The 17963-nt window shown below is 69.7% G+C and carries 18 protein-coding genes; 7 read left to right on the top strand and 11 right to left on the bottom strand.

Annotated elements, in window-relative coordinates:
* Positions 1 to 13 precede the first annotated feature (13 nt).
* Positions 14 to 1198, bottom strand: coding sequence for an acyl-CoA dehydrogenase family protein (locus HMPREF0591_RS18460; RefSeq protein WP_007170160.1), 1185 nt, complete (start codon positions 1196 to 1198; stop codon positions 14 to 16).
* 141 nt (positions 1199 to 1339) lie between these two features.
* Between HMPREF0591_RS18460 and HMPREF0591_RS18455 the strand changes: the two genes are divergently transcribed.
* Positions 1340 to 1720 (top strand): NYN domain-containing protein, encoded by a 381-nt coding sequence (locus HMPREF0591_RS18455; protein WP_040623341.1) that lies wholly within the window; start codon positions 1340 to 1342, stop codon positions 1718 to 1720.
* Positions 1717 to 2673, top strand: coding sequence for an NAD(P)H-dependent flavin oxidoreductase (locus HMPREF0591_RS18450; RefSeq protein WP_007170158.1), 957 nt, complete (start codon positions 1717 to 1719; stop codon positions 2671 to 2673). The genes HMPREF0591_RS18455 and HMPREF0591_RS18450 overlap by 4 nt, the downstream gene beginning before the upstream one ends.
* A 174-nt stretch (positions 2674 to 2847) precedes the next feature.
* Here the strand turns inward: HMPREF0591_RS18450 and tpx are convergent, their stop codons facing one another.
* Positions 2848 to 3342 (bottom strand): thiol peroxidase, encoded by a 495-nt coding sequence (gene tpx / locus HMPREF0591_RS18445; RefSeq protein WP_007170157.1) that lies wholly within the window; start codon positions 3340 to 3342, stop codon positions 2848 to 2850.
* Between the two features lie 109 nt (positions 3343 to 3451).
* On the opposite strand from tpx, the gene HMPREF0591_RS18440 reads away from it, so the two are divergent.
* Positions 3452 to 4411, top strand: coding sequence for a GlxA family transcriptional regulator (locus HMPREF0591_RS18440; protein WP_007170156.1), 960 nt, complete (start codon positions 3452 to 3454; stop codon positions 4409 to 4411).
* A gap of 19 nt (positions 4412 to 4430) precedes the next feature.
* A complete protein-coding gene (locus tag HMPREF0591_RS18435) occupies positions 4431 to 5174 on the top strand; it encodes a DJ-1/PfpI family protein (protein ID WP_007170155.1) in 744 nt (247 codons plus the stop codon).
* Positions 5175 to 5192: 18 nt separating this feature from the next.
* Here HMPREF0591_RS18435 and HMPREF0591_RS18430 read toward each other — a convergent pair whose 3' ends face one another.
* On the bottom strand, positions 5193 to 5669 hold the full coding sequence (locus tag HMPREF0591_RS18430) for a nuclear transport factor 2 family protein (protein WP_040623078.1): 477 nt from the start codon (positions 5667 to 5669) through the stop codon (positions 5193 to 5195).
* 54 nt (positions 5670 to 5723) lie between these two features.
* On the opposite strand from HMPREF0591_RS18430, the gene HMPREF0591_RS18425 reads away from it, so the two are divergent.
* Complete coding sequence (locus tag HMPREF0591_RS18425) at positions 5724 to 6494, top strand: SDR family oxidoreductase (RefSeq protein ID WP_007170153.1); 771 nt, start codon at positions 5724 to 5726, stop codon at positions 6492 to 6494.
* On the opposite strand, the gene HMPREF0591_RS18420 is transcribed toward HMPREF0591_RS18425, so the two are convergent.
* The 3 genes from HMPREF0591_RS18420 to HMPREF0591_RS18410 all read right to left on the bottom strand — a co-directional run bounded on the left by HMPREF0591_RS18420 (position 6495) and on the right by HMPREF0591_RS18410 (position 8559).
* Positions 6495 to 7268, bottom strand: coding sequence for a YqjF family protein (locus HMPREF0591_RS18420; protein ID WP_007170152.1), 774 nt, complete (start codon positions 7266 to 7268; stop codon positions 6495 to 6497). It lies immediately after the preceding gene.
* 139 nt (positions 7269 to 7407) lie between these two features.
* The gene (locus HMPREF0591_RS18415; RefSeq protein WP_007170151.1) at positions 7408 to 7773 is read right to left on the bottom strand and encodes a SpoIIAA family protein; all 366 of its coding nucleotides are present in this window, start codon (positions 7771 to 7773) and stop codon (positions 7408 to 7410) included.
* A 129-nt stretch (positions 7774 to 7902) separates the two neighbouring features.
* Positions 7903 to 8559: a hypothetical protein gene (locus HMPREF0591_RS18410; RefSeq protein WP_007170150.1), complete on the bottom strand. Its 657-nt coding sequence runs from the start codon at positions 8557 to 8559 to the stop codon at positions 7903 to 7905.
* 106 nt (positions 8560 to 8665) lie between these two features.
* Between HMPREF0591_RS18410 and HMPREF0591_RS18405 the strand changes: the two genes are divergently transcribed.
* Positions 8666 to 9517, top strand: a complete 852-nt coding sequence (locus tag HMPREF0591_RS18405; RefSeq protein WP_244268981.1) for a bile acid:sodium symporter family protein — start codon at positions 8666 to 8668, stop codon at positions 9515 to 9517.
* Positions 9518 to 9531: 14 nt separating this feature from the next.
* Here the strand turns inward: HMPREF0591_RS18405 and HMPREF0591_RS18400 are convergent, their stop codons facing one another.
* From HMPREF0591_RS18400 to HMPREF0591_RS18385, 4 genes are all read right to left on the bottom strand, one after another.
* Positions 9532 to 10212, bottom strand: coding sequence for a GAP family protein (locus tag HMPREF0591_RS18400; protein ID WP_007170148.1), 681 nt, complete (start codon positions 10210 to 10212; stop codon positions 9532 to 9534).
* Positions 10213 to 12537 (bottom strand): arylsulfatase, encoded by a 2325-nt coding sequence (locus HMPREF0591_RS18395; protein ID WP_007170147.1) that lies wholly within the window; start codon positions 12535 to 12537, stop codon positions 10213 to 10215. It lies immediately after the preceding gene.
* Positions 12538 to 12627: 90 nt separating this feature from the next.
* A complete protein-coding gene (locus HMPREF0591_RS18390) occupies positions 12628 to 13860 on the bottom strand; it encodes an EstA family serine hydrolase (RefSeq protein WP_007170146.1) in 1233 nt (410 codons plus the stop codon).
* Between the two features lie 77 nt (positions 13861 to 13937).
* Positions 13938 to 15773 (bottom strand): fatty acyl-AMP ligase, encoded by a 1836-nt coding sequence (locus tag HMPREF0591_RS18385; RefSeq protein WP_007170145.1) that lies wholly within the window; start codon positions 15771 to 15773, stop codon positions 13938 to 13940.
* Between the two features lie 243 nt (positions 15774 to 16016).
* Between HMPREF0591_RS18385 and HMPREF0591_RS18380 the strand changes: the two genes are divergently transcribed.
* The gene (locus HMPREF0591_RS18380) at positions 16017 to 16484 is read left to right on the top strand and encodes an SRPBCC family protein (protein ID WP_007170144.1); all 468 of its coding nucleotides are present in this window, start codon (positions 16017 to 16019) and stop codon (positions 16482 to 16484) included.
* Positions 16485 to 16537: 53 nt separating this feature from the next.
* Here HMPREF0591_RS18380 and HMPREF0591_RS18375 read toward each other — a convergent pair whose 3' ends face one another.
* Positions 16538 to 17701, bottom strand: coding sequence for an LLM class flavin-dependent oxidoreductase (locus HMPREF0591_RS18375; protein WP_007170143.1), 1164 nt, complete (start codon positions 17699 to 17701; stop codon positions 16538 to 16540).
* Between the last annotated feature and the right edge of the window lie 262 nt (positions 17702 to 17963).

Here is a 17963-nt window from a genome sequence, read left to right as displayed (position 1 = left end):
CGGCGTCAGCGCCTCACAGACCCGGCTGGTCGTCGATGATCCCGAGCCAGATCTGCGCGACGTCGATGGCCACCTTCTCGCTGATGAAGGCGTGCTGCGTGCCGGTGTAGATGTCGCGGAAAGCGCGCTCCAGGCGGCTGCCCTCCCGGATCGAGCTGGTGCCCGCGACCAGATGCGCCCACTCGGCGCAGGCGCGGGCCGTGTCGGTCGCGTAGACCGCCGCCACCCGCATGTCCGCGCGCAGCGCGGGTGTCAGGTCCACCCCCGACGCGACCGCGGCCTCGGCGGTGGTGAACGCGTCGAGCACCAGCAGGCGAGCGGCGCGCCAGGCCGCACGGTGGTGCGCCAGCCCCTTCTGAAAGGTGGGCCGGCTGGCGAGCGACGCCATGTCGCTCATCCGGAACTTCGTCGCCGCCAGCTCCTGGACGTCGTCGAGCATGCTCTTGGCCACCCCCAGCGCCCAGGACGCGTGGCCGGCCGCGGTGACCGGCATCAGCCCCATCCGGGCGGCCGGCGACGAGCCGCGATACGGCTGCCGCGTGAACAGCTCGAAGGTGCGGCTCGCCGGCACGAACACCTCTTGGGCGCTGTAGTCATACGACCCGGTTCCCTTGAGCCCCTGCACGAACCAGCCGTCGTTGAAGCTGATCTGATCGCGGGGAATCACCGCGACCCGCATCTCGGGAAAGCCTTCACTGATCCAACGCATCTCGCCGTCGTCCATGGGCAGGAAGCCGGCCGCGATGTATTGCGAGTGACCGGTGCCCGAGCCGAAGCTCCACGACCCGCTCACCAGGTAACCGCCGTCGACCGCGGATCCTTGTCCGTTGGGGAAGAATTGGCCGCCCATCGTGACGCGGTTGTCGTGCGCGGTGAACACCTCGGCGAAGCCTTCGTCGGGCAGATACGCTGCGGCGGCGAACGAGGACGGCAGGTTGGCGATGCCGACCCAACCGAAAGACCCGTCCTGCCAAGCCATTTCGATCCACGTCTCGATCATCTCGGTGAACGACGGCTCCACACCGCCGGCCGCGGCCGGGTTGAAGGCCGACATCAGCCCGCTGGCCCACATCTGGTCGACGATCGCCGGCGTCAGGGTGCGCGCCCGCTCGGAATCGGCGGCCTCGGCGCGCACCAGCTCGCGCATGCCGCGAGCCAGCGAGACGACCCGGTCATCGGTGTCGGCTATCAACGTCATTCACCTGTCCCAACTGTGCGACCGCATCCGCGGAAACTGACATCGGTGACCGTACCAACGACTTGAGGTCGAAAAGAATGAAATCGCCGCTGAACGCGGGGTGGTGGTTTGCACGGCGAAACGCCGCCCTACCGTAAGGGCGTGCGGTGGATCGTGGACGGCATGAATGTGATCGGGAGCCGCCCGGACGGTTGGTGGAAGGACCGCGGCCGCGCCATGGTCGTGCTGGTGGACCGCCTCGACCGATGGGCTGCCACCCAGTCAGACTCCGTGACGGTCGTGTTCGAGCGGCCGCCGTCGACCGCCATCACCGCGTCGGTGATCGAGGTCGCCTATGCGCCCCAAGCGGCTGCGAACTCGGCCGACGACGAGATCGTCCGTCGCGTCCAAGCCGATCCCCGCCCACACGACATTCGGGTGGTGACGTCGGACAGGGGGCTCACCGACCGCGTGGTCGGCCTGGGCGCGGCGGTTCACCCCGCCGCGGGCTTCCGCGACCTCATCGATCCGCGGGGTTCATGATTACGGGCACCGCACCCAACCGGGTCTGCGAACTCGCGCGGATCGACATCCCGATCATCCAGGCGCCGATGACCTACATCGCCGGCGCCCAGCTGGCCGCGGCCGTGTCCAACGCCGGCGCGCTGGGCATCATCGAGACCACCTCCGAGCAGGGCCGGGCCGATCTCCGGCGGGTCCGGGATCTCACCGACCGGCCGGTGGGCGCCAACATCGCGCTGATCATGAACCGCGACCCGGCCACGGTGGATCTTCTTGTCGCCAACGACATTCGGTTCGTCACCACCTCCGCCGGTGATCCGGCGCTGTTCACCGCCCGCCTCCACGATGCCGGCATCACCGTCTTCCACGTGGTCGGCACCCTTGCGGCGGCGCGCAAAGCGATCGACGCCGGGGTGGACGGGCTCGTGGTGGAGGGCGTCGAAGGTGGCGGGTTCAAGAACCGATTCGGTGCGTCGACCATGGTGTTGCTGCCGTTGGTCGCCGCGCACGCCGGCGTACCGATCGTGGCCGCGGGAGGAATCTGCGACGCGCGGTCGATGGCCGCCGCCCTGGTGCTCGGCGCCGAGGGCGTGCAAATGGGCACGCGGCTGCTCGCATCGGCCGATTCCCCGGTGCACGGCAACCTCAAGAGCGCGGTGGTCGCGGCCGACGAGACGTCCACCGTGCTGCTCCCCCTCGACGGCACACGCATGATGCGGGTCATCCGGACGGCCGCCGCCGAGAGGCTGGACGCCGCAGCGTCTTCCGGCGACGGTGCCGCTGCGCTGCAACGGGTGCAGCGACTTTATTTCGACGGGGACTTGGACGCCAGCGTCGCGAACACCGGGCAGGTGGCCGGGCGGATCCAGGACCTCCCGCCGGCCGCCGACATCATCGAGGGGATGTGGGCGGGGTGCCGCGAAGCGCTGGCGGGGGCCGCGGATCGACTCGGACCTAGCTCGGGCGGCTCCTGACGTCGAGACGACCTTGTCAGTCCTTGACTTTGCCGCCGGCCCGATCACCCCCGAGCGGTGGAAGGGTCAGGCTGACACGCGTCCGGCGCGTTGGGACAGCCCAAGATGGCGGACGCCGGTACGTCGCGACGCACGCCCGACGGCCGCTCTCTACGCGGGGCCGATTAGCCGAGGTCAGCCCGCCGCGGCCAGCGCCGCGTCGTAGTTGGGCTCCTGGGCGATCTCCGGGACCAGCTCCGTGTAGGTGACCTTGCCGTCGGGGCCGACCACCACGATCGCCCGGGCGAGCAGCCCGGCCATCGGGCCGTCCTTGAGGGTGACGCCGTAGTCCTCGCCGAAGCTGCTGCGGAACGCCGACGCCGTCGTGACGTTCTCGATGCCCTCCGCCCCGCAGAACCGCGCGAACGCGAACGGCAGGTCCTTCGACACGCACACCACCGTGGCGCCGCCGGCGGCGGCGCGCTCGTTGAAGATCCGGACGCTCGCCGCGCAGACCGGCGTGTCCACGGACGGGAAGATGTTGAGCACCACGGCTTTACCGTCGAGCTGGTCGCTACTGACCGCCCCCAGATCGCCGCCCGTCAGGGTGAAGGCCGGCGCCGAAGATCCGACGGCAGGCAGCTCGCCGACGGTGTTGATCGGATTTCCACGCAACGTTATCTGTGCCATGCCGACAGTCTGCCAAGCCCGTCGCGGCCGCCATGGGCCAGGTCCCATGTCCTAATTGGTGGGTTGCATGGCGTAGACGACACGCCTGCGGTGCCGAACACTTGAGTCCATGGCTCGCAAGGTGGTCATCGCCGGTTTCCCCGGCGTGCAGGGGCTCGACGTGGTGGGACCGCACGACGTCTTCACCGGCGCGGCGCTCCTCACCGGGGGCGGCTACGACGTCGTCGTGGCCTCGGTCGGCGGCCGGCCCGTGGCGACGCCGACCGGCCTGGCCTTCGTCGCGGCGCCGCTGCCGGAACCCGGGGACCCCAGTGAGAAGATTGACACGGTCGTGCTGCCCGGCGGCGGGGGCGTCGACGCGGCGCGGTCGGATGCCGAGCTGATCGGCTGGATCAAAGCCGTCGCGGGAGCGGCCCGCCGCGTGGTCACGGTCTGCACCGGCGCATTCCTGGCCGCCGAGGCGGGGCTGCTGGACGGGCGCCGGGTGACCACGCACTGGGCGTTCGCCGACCGGCTGGCCCGCGAGTTCCCGGCGATCGACGTCGACGCCGATCCGATCTTCGTCCGGAGCTCGGATGCCGTGTGGACGGCCGCGGGCGTCACCGCGGGGATCGACCTGGCGCTCTCGCTGGTCGAGGACGACCATGGCACCGAGGTCGCACAGACCGTCGCCCGCTGGCTGGTGCTGTACCTGCGCCGCCCCGGCGGGCAGACGCAGTTCGCGGCGCCGGTGTGGATGCCGCGCGCCAAACGGAATTCGATCCGCGCGGTGCAGGAGGCGATCGAGGCGGAACCCGGCAGCGAGCACAGCATCGACGAGCTGGCCCGCCGGGCGGCGATGAGCCCGCGCCACTTCACCCGCGTGTTCACCGCCGAGGTCGGCGAGGCGCCCGGCCAATACGTCGAGCGGATCCGCACCGAGGCCGCGCGCCGGCAGTTGGAGGAGACCGACGACACCGTCGTCGCGATCGCTACCCGCTGCGGCTTCGGTACGGCGGAAACGATGCGGCGCAACTTCCTTCGCCGGGTCGGCATCCCGCCCGACCAATACCGCAAAGCCTTCGCCTGACCAGAAAGGACGGCACCCAATGACGCAGATCGCGATCGTGACGTATCCGGGATTCACCGCGCTCGACATGATCGGCCCGTACGAGGTGCTGCGCAACCTGCCGGACGCCGAGGTGCGGTTCGTCTGGCACCAGACGGGGCCGATCACCGCGGACTCGGGCGTGCTGGTCATCGGGGCCACCCACTCGCTGGCCGAAACCCCTTCGCCCGACGTGATTCTCGTGCCGGGCGGCCCGTCGACGCCGGTGCATGCCCGGGACGAGGCGCTGCTGGACTGGCTGCGGCGGGCCCATCGGACCGCCCGATGGACGACGTCGGTGTGCTCGGGTTCGGTGATCCTGGCCGCCGCCGGCCTGCTCGACGGGCGGCGGGCGACGTCGCACTGGCTGACCATTCCCGCGCTGAAGGCGTTCGGCGCTGTCCCGGTGGCCGACGAGCGCGTGGTGCATGAAGACGACATCGTCACCAGCGCGGGCGTTTCCGCGGGACTCGACCTCGCCTTCTGGCTGGCCGGGCAAATCGGCGGCGAAAACCGCGCCAAGGCAATCCAACTCGCGCTCGAATACGATCCGCAGCCGCCGTTCGACTCCGGCCACATGTCGAAGGCGTCGGCCACCACGAAGGCGGCGGCAACCGCGCTGCTGTCCAAGGAGAGTGTGAAGCCGGCCAACCTGAAGGCCGCCACGCTGCTGGCGTGGGAACAGGCGCTGGCGGCCGTGCGGTCGCGGCGCCGCGGGCGGCAGCCGGACCTGTCGTCCGCCTAGGCACCAGGTGGCGACCGCTCAGGCGCCCGGCTGCAGGATCTCCTCGGACTCGAGCCGGCCGCCGGCCTGTAGCCAGGCGGCCACCACACCGGGGGCGTCCCGGTTCGGGTTGTAGATGTCCTCCTCGCTGGAGAACAAACCGTCCCCGGCGTAGACCAGCCGGGTCCAGTTCGGGAACCAAAAAGGTTCCCCCTGGGGATCCGTCGGGTGGTCGAGCAGATTCTTGATCATCACGACGACGGCGTCGTTGTCCTCGTCATAGGCGGTCCAATCGGACGGAAATCGCATGTGCGGGAACGGCGCCATGACGGCGACGATCCAGTCCCGCACGGCCTCGCGGCCGTGAAACACCCCGTAGTGATGTTCGGTGTAGACAACATCCTCGGTGAAGAGATCCGCGAAGGGTCGCCAGTCGCCCGAGGCGCTGCACCCCTCCACCACCCGCGTGTAGTTTTCGACGGCTTGCTCGATTTCGGCCCTGGTGAATTTGCCCATGGCGGACACACTAGAACGTGTTTCCGTTACGGCTCGTCTGAATAGGGATATCGCATGAACGTCTTGAAGTTGTTCGATCTGCGCGGCAAGCGCGCCCTGATAACGGGGGCCTCCAGCGGCATCGGCAAGGAGGTGGCGCAGGCCTACCTGCAAGCGGGTGCCGACGTGGCCATCGCCGCGCGGCGCGCCGACGGTCTGGAGCGGGTGGCCCGCGAGATCGCGGCGGACGGCGAGGGCAAGGTGGTGCCGATCGTCTGCGACGTGACGCAACCCGACCAGGTGACCGACATGCTCGAGCGGGTCACCGGGGAGCTGGGCGGCGTCGACATCGCGGTCTGCAACGCCGGCGGCATCACCGTGAACGGGATGCTCGACATGTCGCTCGACGAGTTCGAGGGCATCCAGAAAACCAATGTCACAGGCGTTTTCCTCACCGCGCAAGCGGCCGCCAGGTCGATGGTCCGGCAGGGTCACGGCGGCGCCATCATCACCACGGCCTCGATGTCGGGTCACATCATCAACGTCCCGCAGCAAGTGGGTCACTACTGCGCGTCCAAAGCGGCCGTGATCCACCTGACCAAGGCCATGGCCGTCGAATTCGCGCCGCACAACATCCGGGTCAACAGCGTCAGCCCGGGCTACATTCTCACCGAACTCGTGGAGCCGTTGACCGAATACCACCGCCTGTGGGAGCCGAAGATACCGCTCGGGCGGATCGGCCGCCCCGAGGAACTCACCGGCCTGTACCTCTACCTCGCCAGCGAGGCCTCCAGCTACATGACCGGCTCCGACATCGTGATCGACGGCGGATACACCTGCCCGTAGCTATGCGACGCGGCTCGGGCGGCCGAAGCGCGTTCGCACGCCGGGCGAAAAGAGCGCGCGCAGCCGCTCGCCGGCGGGCCGCACCGACGCGGCCGCCACCAGCTCGTCGTCCAGCTCGACGATGTCGGCCGCCCGCAACGGCCAGGTTTCGTGCTCGTTCGGTATCCACCAGGTCCGGCCGGCCTTGCGGGTGTGCGCGCCCCATCGGGCGGTGAGCCACACTTCCAGCGGCGTCGGTTCCACGGGGGCGCCGACGGCGACCTCGATGCGGCAGCGCACGCCGCGGCGGGGCCAGCGGCGCACGCTGGCATACGCGACGCGGTCGCCGTGCCGGGTCGCCCGCATCGCCGCCCAGGTGTACGGGACGCCGAGGACGGCCCGGGCGACCGGCACGACGGCCAGCCGCGCCGTCTCCAGCGACCGGAACAGCACACCGTGCCGGCCGGAGCCGTCGACGGAGTAGAGCCGGACGTTGGTCTCGGGGAAGCTGCCGAAGTACGGAAGCCGAAGCGAGGAGCCGACTTTGGTGCTGTCCATGACAAACGGGACCAAACCGACGTACGTCATTCCGTCGGCGAAGACGTCGGGCCGGGTGCCCGGTGGGTACATGGTTTCGACGGTGGCGGGCCGCACCGGCCAGTGCAGAAAGGTCAGATCGCGCCAGCGCTGGTCGAACGTAACGGGCCCGCGCAGCGGTGGCGGCGTGATCGGAAATCCCGCGAGGCCCTCGCATCCGCCGGGTCCGGCCAAAGGCGGGTCGGGAGTCGCGGTCATCGGAGCATCGTGACACGCGCCGCGGTCAGGGGCGGCCGGCTGGCGGAACCGCCGCGACCCGTGCCATCGTCGCCTCGTCGAAGAACTCGCCCGCCGGTCGCGTCGCTTCGCGCCCCGAGTTGAGCCCAGCCGCAAGCGATCAGGAGCCGTTGATCCACTGTCGCGCCCGATCGATTTGACCGGCGGGAAAGTGCCGGATTTCGGCCGCCACGAAGTGTGCGGTCAGATGTTCGGCGACGTCCCCCAGCGGCGAGTCGGTGACCACCGCGATCTTCTTGATGTGCTTTTGGTGGTCGCGAATGAAGCGTAAGTGAGTGACCATCGCCCCGAAGCTGTCCCAGCCGGGGAACGACGCCGCGCTGATGATGAGGCCGGCGAGGTCGCCCTTCGCCGCGATCTGAGGATCGACGGCCTTGGCGAGTTCGTCGAAATCGCTCTTGTCGAGCGCGGCCTTCGGTCGCACTTCCAGGATCGAATGCTCGGTGTCCAGGTCGTATTCGATCATGGCGTGCTCCTAGCGGCTCGCTGGTCTTCCGGGTGGCGTACGCGGCCATGGTGCCGCCACCGGCACACAACGGGTAAGAGGCGAAGGTCATCGCTACCGGTCATCGGCTACCGGCCGCGGTCCGGCGGCCTAACTCTCTAGCTCGCCGGAAATCCCGCGCTCGAGGCGCGCCTGCGTCGTGGCGGGTAGCACGACCAGCCCCTCGAGTTCTCTGCGGGCGAAGTCGTAGGCGTGCCGACGTTCCTGTGCGGTCGCGGCGGTGTCCGACGCCACCCGTAGCAGGTTTTCGGCCCGCGCGATGCGCTGTTGGTCCGGCCGGGAGAAGTCGCTGCGGCGCCGGCGCCGCGCTTCCGTCTCGGCGGCGTTGAAGGCGGTCACGTAGTCCTCGACGGCCGCCCGGTATTGCGCGGCGGATTCGCGATCGTCGAGGAGGTCTTCGGCCTTGACGGGCCGCAAGAAGTCGGCTCGGAGCTTGGCCTTGTGGAACGCGATCGTGAGCGGGTCGCGCATGTCCGTCATGAGCGGGAAGTCGAGCAGCTTGGCCACGTCGAGTTCGTACTCGAGCCAGCGCCCGTCGGTGCGGCTGTGCTCCTCGATGACCCGGCGCAGGGAGGCCCATTGTGCGACGTGATGGTCTCCGGTCGGCGGGGCTTCGGCCCGGTCGGCACGCGGCTGCGGCGCGGGCCGGCGGCGATTGGCGCCGAACGCGCGCACCGCGGCGACGGTGGCACCGGCCAGGGGCAGGATCACGATCAACAGCTCGGCCAACCGGATGAGTAAACCCACACGGCCAGGATGCCACCAGCGGATGGCCGGCTTGCACGTCGAGCGTGGGACCCCGGCCATCTGCGTCCCCTTCTCAGCCGGGCATGGCAGGCTGGCCCCTGTGACCATGGCCGATGCGGCGCGGCTGGCCTTTCAAATCAGCCTCTTCGTGGTGATTCTGGGGTACGGGCTGACCGCGCGGTTCGCCGATGTCACCTACGTGCTGCGACTGCCGGATCTGCTGACCCGTTCGTTGCTTTCCGTGCTCCTCGTCGCGCCGGTGATCGCCGCGGTTCTGGTCAGCGCGCTGAGTCTGCGGCCCACGGTGGCCATCGCGCTGGTCACGCTGGCGATCTCACCGCTGCCGCCGCTGCTGCCGCGGCGGGGAGAGAAGGCCGGTGGGCGGGAGCAATACGGGCTCGGCCTCGTCGTCGTGCTCGCCGTCCTCGCCGTCCCGGTGATCTCCGTGGCGGCGCCGCTGGTGGGACGGGTGTTCGGGCATCAGTACGTCGCAAGCCCCTGGGCCATCGCGCAACTGATGCTGATGTCGGTGCTGGCGCCGCTCGCCGCGGGCGTGGCGATCCGTACGCGCTGGCCGGCACTCGCGGACCGCATAGAACGCCCGATCGATCGCGTGCAGCGGTGGGCGTTGCCCGCGGCCATGGTCGTTCTGTTGATCGCCGCGGCGCCGAGCATGTGGAAGCTCCTGGGCGAATCGACATTGGTGGCGATGGTGTTGTTCGTGGGCAGCACGCTCGCCGTCGGGCACGTGCTGGGCGGGCCCGAACGTCAGTCGTCGGCGGTGCTGGCCTTCGCCAGCAGCTGCCGCCACCCCGCAACGGCACTGACCATCGCGTCGGCGAACTTCCCCAACGCGGACGAACACGGCGCCGTTGCGCTCTACGGTCTCGTCACCGCCGTCATCGGAGCGCTCTACACCTTCTGGATGCGCCGCCGCCCGGCCGCGCCGCCCTCGTGACCGCGGTGGTGGTCTCACAGAATCCCCAAGCCGCGAAGGGCTTTGGCTCCGAACCAGACTCCGAAAATCAAGCCCACCACGATCACGAGGTACCGGTCATGCTCCTGCAGCCAGCGCAGGACGCGGTCCAGCAGCGAGCGTGATCGGCTGGGGAAGATCGCGGCGACACCGACGATGAGCAGGTTCGCGCTTGCGGCCAGCGCCACGAAAACGACGTACGAGCCGACGTTGGCGGGCCGGCTCAAATTCGCGTCGCCGATCACTCCGATCGCCGCGAGCGTGAAAACCCAGGCCTTGACCGAGACGGTGATGACGCCGGCGCCGATCAGGAAGGCCTTGGCGGGGGTGGCCGACGTCAGCATGGTCATCCACTTCGACGGTGGCGCGTTGGGATCGTCGTCGGTGAACAGCGCCCGCGCCGCCGTGACGAGAAACAGCACGGCCACCACCAACAGCACGGCGGAAACCACCCAGTGGTGCTGGCGACTCGAGTCGGCATTGCGGGATCCCCAATGCAGGATCGAGCCGAAGACGAGGCCTTGCAGCAGGCGCGTGCTGAGGTGCCCGGCGACCCAGGCGCCCGCGGCTCGCACCCGCGACGGGGTGCCCAGCAGCATGATCGTGATGACGATCTCGACCGGTTCCAGCGCGCTGCCGAGGATCAACGGAATGAGGTCGCCCCAGACGGCGAGCATTTATTGCGCTGCCTGAGCCGCGCGCAGCTCCGCCTCGGCGATCGCCGCGGCCAGATCGGCCGGCTGCGGAAACACGGTGGCGTCGATCCGGTCGATCCGGCCCGTGAACCGGACGTCGTGCCCGTACGGCACAACCGGGGAGCCGGTGTCGGTGCCGACATCCAAGGTTTCGCCGCTCATCGAGAACCGGAAGGGCACCGTGCGGTCGACGCGGCCGCTGGCCACCTCGGTGTCCCCGGCACGCAGCGACACCGAGGCGCCTTTGCCGAGCCCGCCGCCGTCGTAGTCGAACGAAAGCCGCAGCGCGACTGGGCCTTCCGATAGCGGCCCGGTGGCTGCGACAGTGGTGAGCTCGCGGCCGAAGTAGTTGTAGACGAAGTGCGGAACGCCGTCGCTGAGGTACAGACTCCATCCGGCCATCGCGCCACCGATGCTCATGATCACCCCCTGGGCGCCGCCGGGCGGTATGAACAGATGCGCCATCAGCTCGAACGAGGTGCTGGTATAGCCCAGCGTCACCGGTTCGGGGATGCGCACCTGCCCGGGGTAGTAGGTGACCGAGGTGCGCCCGGCCAGCGGGCTTGGCCGGTTGGCGGGCAGCGCGCGCGCCAGCGTCGCGTCGCTGAGTGGGTAGACGTCGTATTTTCTTGCCTCCGCGTCGAATACCGCCTGAAGATCGGCGAGCTTGTCGGGGTGTTGGGCGGCAAGGTCGACGCCCTGGCTGAAGTCCTCGGTCAGGTGGTAGAGCTCCCAGCGTTCGGTGTCGCCGAACGGTGTCGCGCGCTGGGCGCGTACCCAGGGCAGCCGGCCGTGAAAACACGCGGCGATCCAACCGTCTTGGTACACAGCGCGATTGCCGAAGATCTCGAAATATTGGGTGGTGCGCCGACTGGCCGCGGCGGCGTCGTCGAACGAGTACCTCATGCTGACGCCCTCGACCGGCTTTTGTTCGACACCATTGACGCGTGCCGGCATTTCGACGCCGGCGGCTTCGAGGATGGTCGGAGCGATGTCGATGACATGGTGGAATTGGCCGCGCTGCTCCCCCGCCGCCGTCATGCCGCGCGGCCACGAGATCGCCAGCCCGTTACGGGTTCCGCCGAAATGCGATGCCACCTGCTTCATCCACTGGAACGGGGCGTCGAGCGCCCACGCCCAGCCGACGTTGTAATGGTTCTCGCATCGTCGCGTGCCGAAGTCGGACATGTGCGCCAGCAGCCATTCGGGGTCTTCGGGCATCCCGTTCTGGAAAGCCGGTGAACTCCAGGCGCCGTGCAGCGTTCCTTCCCCCGACGCGCCGTTGTCGCCGCACAGGTAGATGAAAAGCGTGTCGTCCCATTGCCCCAACTCGTCGAGCGCGTCGACGATCCGCCCGATCTGGGCGTCGGTGTGGGCCAAAAACCCGGCGTAGACCTCCATCAGTCGCCGGGCCACCGGCTTGTAGCGGTCGTCGTAGTCGGCCCAGGCCGGTATCTGCTCGGGGCGCGGCGTCAGCCGTGTCCCAGAGGGGATGATGCCCATCTCGAGCTGGCGCGCATGTGTGCGTTCCCGCAACGCATCCCAGCCGTCGTCGAAATGACCGGCGAATCGGTCCGACCATTCCGGCCACACGTGGTGGGGGCTGTGGGTGGCGCCGGGCGCGAAGTAGACGAAGAACGGCTTGTCCGGCGCCGACGTCTGCTGCAGCCGGATCCACTCGATCGCCCGGTCGGCGAGATCCTCCGTCAGGTGGTAGTCGTCGCGTCCGGCGTACGGCTCAATCGGTGTGATCTGGTCGTAGAGCGCGGGTTCGTACTGGGACGTGTCCCCACCCAGGAAACCGTAGAAGCGTTCGAATCCCAGACCGGTCGGCCAGCGGTCGAACGGGCCGGCGGGGCCGGTCTCCCACGTCGGGGTGAAATGCGCCTTGCCGAACAGCGCCGTGCTGTAGCCGTTCAACCGCAACACCTCTGCGACCGTGGCGGTGCTTTGCGGTATCACGCTGTCGTACCCGGGCAGCCCGTACGCGATCTCGCAGATGGTGCCCATGTGCGCGCTGTGATGGTTGCGTCCGGTCAGCAGCGCGGCGCGCGTCGGAGAACACAACGCGGTCGTGTGGAATTGGTTGTAGCGCAACCCCGCGCCGGCGACCCGGTCCAGCGCCGGTGTCGGCACCGGCCCACCGAAAGTCGATGCGGCCCCGAATCCGACGTCGTCGAGCAGTGCCACGACGACGTTGGGAGCGCCCGCGGGCGGATACACGATCGACGGCCGGACCGGGGTGGAGCGGTCCGGCGAGTCGGTGCGGCCGGCGAGCCGTTCCTCGTCGGGGGGCGGGTCGACCATCGCGCCTCCTGGTGCTGATGTTGCGGATCCCCCGGCGATCCCCCATGCGATCTCGGCACCGTCACCCCGGCGGGCGCGCTCCCGCCGGCCTCATGTCTGTGGCCGCACGCCGAGCACATCGCGAAACAGCGCCTGCCGCAACGCGAGCTCGCGCGGGTCGCTCCACAGGTGGAAACCCAGCCGGTTCATCACGTAGGCGAAGCCGACGCCGGTGTCCGGGTCCGCGCAGCCGAACGACCCACCGAAGCCCGGAGTTCCGAAGGCCCGGTCGGAGGAGCCGAAGGCGAAGTGCGGCACGGGTTTACAGAAGCCGAGCGAATATGCGACGTCCACGTCCATCACCTTGTCGCGAATGCCCCGGCTCGGCGCCTGCCCCGGTGCGGCCAGCGCCTCGAGGATGTCCCCGGCCAGGCCGAGCCCGGCCCCGCCGGTGGCCGCGCTGCCGTACATGCGCGCCACCGACCGGGCGGTGCCGATGCCGTTGGCCGACGGGATCTCGACCGCCCGCACGTCGTCGCGGTTGTAGTCGCCGTTGAACGCGTTGACGCCACGCGGGACGGCGATGGTGCGCGCCGTCAGGCCGACCGGGTTGAGCGAGGCACCCACGAATCCCGGCGGCATCACCTTGAGATGCAGCAGCGTTTCGGCGCGCACCCAATTGTGGACGTGCGCAACCCGCTCCCGGTCGACCGAATCCGGCAAGCCGATGTGCATGTCGAGACCCAGCGGCCGGACGATCTCGTCGGCCAGGAAGCGGCCCAGCGTGCGGCCCGCCGGGTCGGTCCGGCGGATCAGTTCGGACTCGTACCAGCCGAGCGTGATCGCGTGGTAGCCGTGCCGGGTGCCCGGTCGCCACGCCGGTACCTGGCCCGCCAGAATCGGTGCGAGCCTGTCCGGGTCGGCGACGTCGGACAGCGCCGGCTTGGGCTTGAGCGCGCACAGGCCGGCCTGATGTCCCAGCAGCTGGCGGACCGTCACATCGCCCTTGCCCGCCTGCGCGAACTCCGGCCAGTAGTCGGCGACCCGGGCGTCATAGGAGAACAGTCCGCGGGACACCGCGACGGCCATGACCAGGGCGGCGACCCCCTTGGTCGTGGAGAACATGTTCACCATCGTGTCGGGCTGCCAGGGTTGTCTGGCCACCCCGTTGCGGTAGCCGCCCCACAGGTCGACCACTTTGACCCCGTCGCGGTAGACGGCGACCGCCGCCCCCACCTCCGCGCCGTCGCGGAAGCTGGCGCGGAAGGCGTCGGCGACCTTCCCGTAGCCGGTATCCACGTCGCCGTGAATCTGGTCCGCCGATACCGCAATCTTGAGCACCATCGTCGCTCCTCCGAGTGGAGACTAGGACAGCGGCGCCGGTGGGCAGCGCGTTTTCGCCGGTTCCGCGCCGCCGGACGTCAGTGGACGACCGGGCCGCCGCTCAGGTACTGCGCGCGGCACGCCCGGCGCGCCAGTTTGCCGCTGGTGGTGCGGGGAATGGCGCCGGCCGGCAGGAACCGCACGTCGGCGACGGGCAGCCCATGGCGGCGCGAGACCGCGGCCCGGATGGCGTCGACGGCCGGTCGTGGGTCGGCGCGGCTGGTGCCGGCCGCCCGTTCGGCGACGATCACCAGTTGTTGTCCGGCGTCCCCGGCGGGCACCGCGAACGCGGTGACGTATCCCCGCCGGACGAGGGGCGACGCCTCGGCGACGGTCGCCTCGATGTGCTGGGGGTAGTGGTTGCGGCCGCCGACGGTGACCATGTCGGCGATCCGGCCGGTGACGTAGAGCTCGCCGTCGAGGTAGGTGCCCAGGTCGCCGGTCCGCAGCCACGCCCGGTCGGCCGTCGAACCCTCGGCGTGGCTGCCCTCGTCGAGCCGCGATCGCAAGCGGGCGCCGAACGCGCGCCGGGTGTCGTCGGGCAGCCCCCAGTAGCCCCGGCCGACGTTGTTGCCCTGCAGCCAGATCTCGCCGACGCGACCGTCGGCCAGCTCCGTCCCGGTGTCAGGGTCGACGATGACGGCCCATTCGCTGCGGCCCACCTGGCCGCAGGACACCTGCGCCACCGCTGTCGGGGCGTCCGGCGCGACCCGCACCGCGCGGCCGGCGCCCAGCTCCTCGCGGTCGAAGTACGCGGGCGTCGCCTCGGCGTCGGGCGCGATGGTCGCGACGAACAGCGTGGCTTCCGCGATGCCATAGGAAGGCTTGAACGCCGTCGGCCGCAGCCCGTACGGGGCGAAGGCCTTGTTGAAGGCGTTGATCGCCTCGATGCTGACCGGTTCCGACCCGATGATCAGCACCACGTTGCTCAGGTCGACATCGTCGCCGGGCGCGGGCACCCCCCGCTGGGCGGCCCATTCGTAGGCGAAGTTCGGCGCCGCGGTGACGGCGCGCCCCGCCTGGGCCGACAGGGCCTTGATCCAGCGTTGCGGGCGGCGGACGAAGGCGGCCGGCGACATCAGCGTGGAGTGTCCCCCGTACACCGCCGGGAAGCCGATCATCGACAGGCCCATGTCGTGGTAGAGCGGCAACCAGCTCACGCCGTGGGTGTTGCGGTCCAGCAGGTCGATCGACAGGATCATCTGCACGAGGTTGGTGCCGACCGCACGATGGGTGATCTCGACGCCGACCGGGGGCCGCGTGGAGCCCGACGTGTACTGCAGGTGGGAGACGTCGTCGTGGCGCAGCTCGGTGGGCGCGAACGACGCGCGCGCCGAGTCTGGGATCTCGTCGATGACGACGACCCGCGGCCGCTGCGATTGCGGCAGGGTGCTCAGAAAACCCTCGACCGCACCCCGCGCGGCCGACGTGGTCAGCACCGCCGTCGGGCGCGAATCGCGCAGGGCCGTGTCGAGACGTTCGGCGTGGCCCGGCAGTTCGGGCGCGAACAGCGGCACCGCGATGGTTCCGGCCTTGATCGCCGCATAGAAACCCATCACGTAATCGAGGCTCTGCGGCGCCAGGACCGCGACCCGCTCGCCGCGCCCGGCGACCTGTTGGACGCGCGCGCCGATGGCCTCCAGCCGGACCCCGAACCGGTCCCACGTCACCTCTTCGACGGCCCCGTCGGGCGAACGGTTGTAGTCCAGGAAGCGGTACGCCACGGCGTCGCCGACGTTGGCGATGTTGCGGTCGATCAGCGAGATCAGCGTGACGTCCGGCGGCGGCATGATGTTGCCGTCGGCGTCCAGGCAGTCCTCGATCCTGAGCAGCCCGGGGACGCCCTCGGTGTGCTGCCGGAAACCGGATTCCATGACCCCACTGTAGGCAAGGCGACCGCGGCGACCACCCGGTTGTGAAGGTGATGGTCGGCACGCCGCGGGCGAAGGCCGTTCGGTGGGAACCGAATTCGGGCATCAGGCCCCGCGCGCCGTAAGCGGCCGCGCTCGCGCGCCACTGCCTCCCGCGGACGGCCGGGGAAGACCCGCCGGGCGTGGGCGGTAGCCTACGCGCGAGCGGCACGCAGGGTCGTCGACGATTGCACCGGGAGTTGGGTCATGTCAGGCAGGACGTATTCATTCGAGATCAACCGGACCAGCAGCGCGCCCGCCGCGACGCTGTTCCGGCTGGTGACCGACGGCGCCAACTGGTCGAAGTGGGCCAAGCCCATCGTCGTCCACTCGAGCTGGGCGCGGCAGGGCGATCCCGCACCCGGCGGCATCGGCGCGGTGCGCAAGGTGGGCATGTGGCCGGTCCTGGTGCAGGAGGAGACCGTCGAATACGAGCAGGACCGCCGGCACGCCTACAAACTCGTCGGTCCGCCGACCCCCGCCAAGGACTACTCGGGCGAGGTGGTCTTCACGCCGAACCCGTTGGGCGGCACCGACATCCGCTGGACCGGATCGTTCACCGAGGGGGTGCGCGGCACCGGTCCGGTGATGCGGGCCGCCATGGGCGGGGCGGTCCGCTTCTTCGCCGGCCGGCTGGTCAAGGCGGCCGAGCGGGAATCGAACGGCGGTCGGTAGACAAGGCGCGTGACGGCCGCACCGTCGCGCCGGCACGCTTTCGGGCGGGAGCGCTACTTCGAGTCGACCTCGTCCTGATACTTCTTGGTCATGTGCGCGACGGCGTCCAACTGGGATTGCGCGAATGTCTCGCGGGCCTGCCCGGCACGCGCGGCGGCGTCCAGCGTCGGCTGCGCCTGGCCCTGGAAATGCGGCATCACCTCGGCGGCGAACAACTCGGCGGAGCGTTTGGTGGCGGCCGGGTTGGCCCACTCGTGGCCCATCTGCAGCATGCAGCCGAAGCCGCCGGACTGATCCCACAGCCGCTGCACCTGCTCGCGCGCCCGCTCGGGCGTGCCGATCACGCCCGCGCCGTTGTCGTTGATGACGTCGATCATCTCGTCGAGCTGCTCGCCGGGCATCGTCATCTGCGGGAAGGCGGCCACCTTCTGGAAGTAGCGGAACCACGGCTCGATGCCGAACTTGACCTCCTCGCGGGCCTGCTTTTCGGTTTCGGCGAGGTGGAACAACCCGACCAGGCTCCAGTTCTTGCGGTCGACCCGGGTGTCGAAGGCCGCCGCGCGCTCCTCGACGATGCCCCAGTGATAGGAGAGCGCGTTGAAGCCCTCGACGGTCAGCGTCGCCCCGATGGACAGCAGGCCGATGCCATGCTTGCCGGCCAGCCGCGCGCCCGTCGGCGACGCGACCGCGGCGACGGACAGCGGGATGCCGCCGTCGGAATAGGGGGCGAGCTGCAACTTGGCGTCGAACAGCTGATGCGTGGCCGTCTTGGCGCTCACGGTCTCCCCCGCCAGCAGCCGGACGACGATGTCGAGGTTCGTTTCGAGCAGCTCGCGCGTGTCGGTCGGGGTGAGTCCGATCATGGACGAGTCGCTGGGCAGGGAGCCCGGTCCCACGCCGCCGATGATCCGGCCGTGGGTGAGGTGATCCAGCAACATCAGCCGGTCGGCGACCCAGAGCGGGTTGTGGTACGACAGCGAAATGACGCCGGTGCCAAAGCGAATCCGCTTGGCGCGCTCGGCCGCCGCGGCGATGAACACCTCCGGCGAGCTGATGATCTCGCTGCCGGCCGAATGGTGCTCGCCCATCCACACTTCGTCGAAGCCGAGGGCGTCGAGGTGCTCGATGAACTCGAGGTCGCGCTGCAACGCGAGGGTCGGGTTCGTCCCCGCCCGATGGAACGGGGCGATGAAGTATCCAAACCTGAGCTTCGCCATCGAGGTCCCCTTGCATCCGAGTTGGGCAGAACCATAACGCGAATGGGGGGCCCGGCCTAGGTGATCGGGCCAGAACGCTCGGCGGCGGTCAGGTTTTCAGCCGGCGGGGCCAGGTGATCCCAGCCCCGCCGACTACGGGAGCAAGTCCATGTCGCGGCGCGTCAGCGCCGGCTCGGCGAGCTATCAGTAACCGCCGCAGACGTTGCCGACGCAACCGCCGCCGCCGCCCGGGCCGCCGCCGCCACCCCCGACGCCGGGAATG

It is taken from the genome of Mycobacterium parascrofulaceum ATCC BAA-614 (assembly GCF_000164135.1).
In the GTDB taxonomy this organism is placed as follows: Bacteria; Actinomycetota; Actinomycetes; order Mycobacteriales; family Mycobacteriaceae; genus Mycobacterium; species Mycobacterium parascrofulaceum.
The sequence above is the reverse complement of the archived record's forward strand: the minus strand, read 5'-3'. Positions and strand labels throughout refer to the sequence as shown.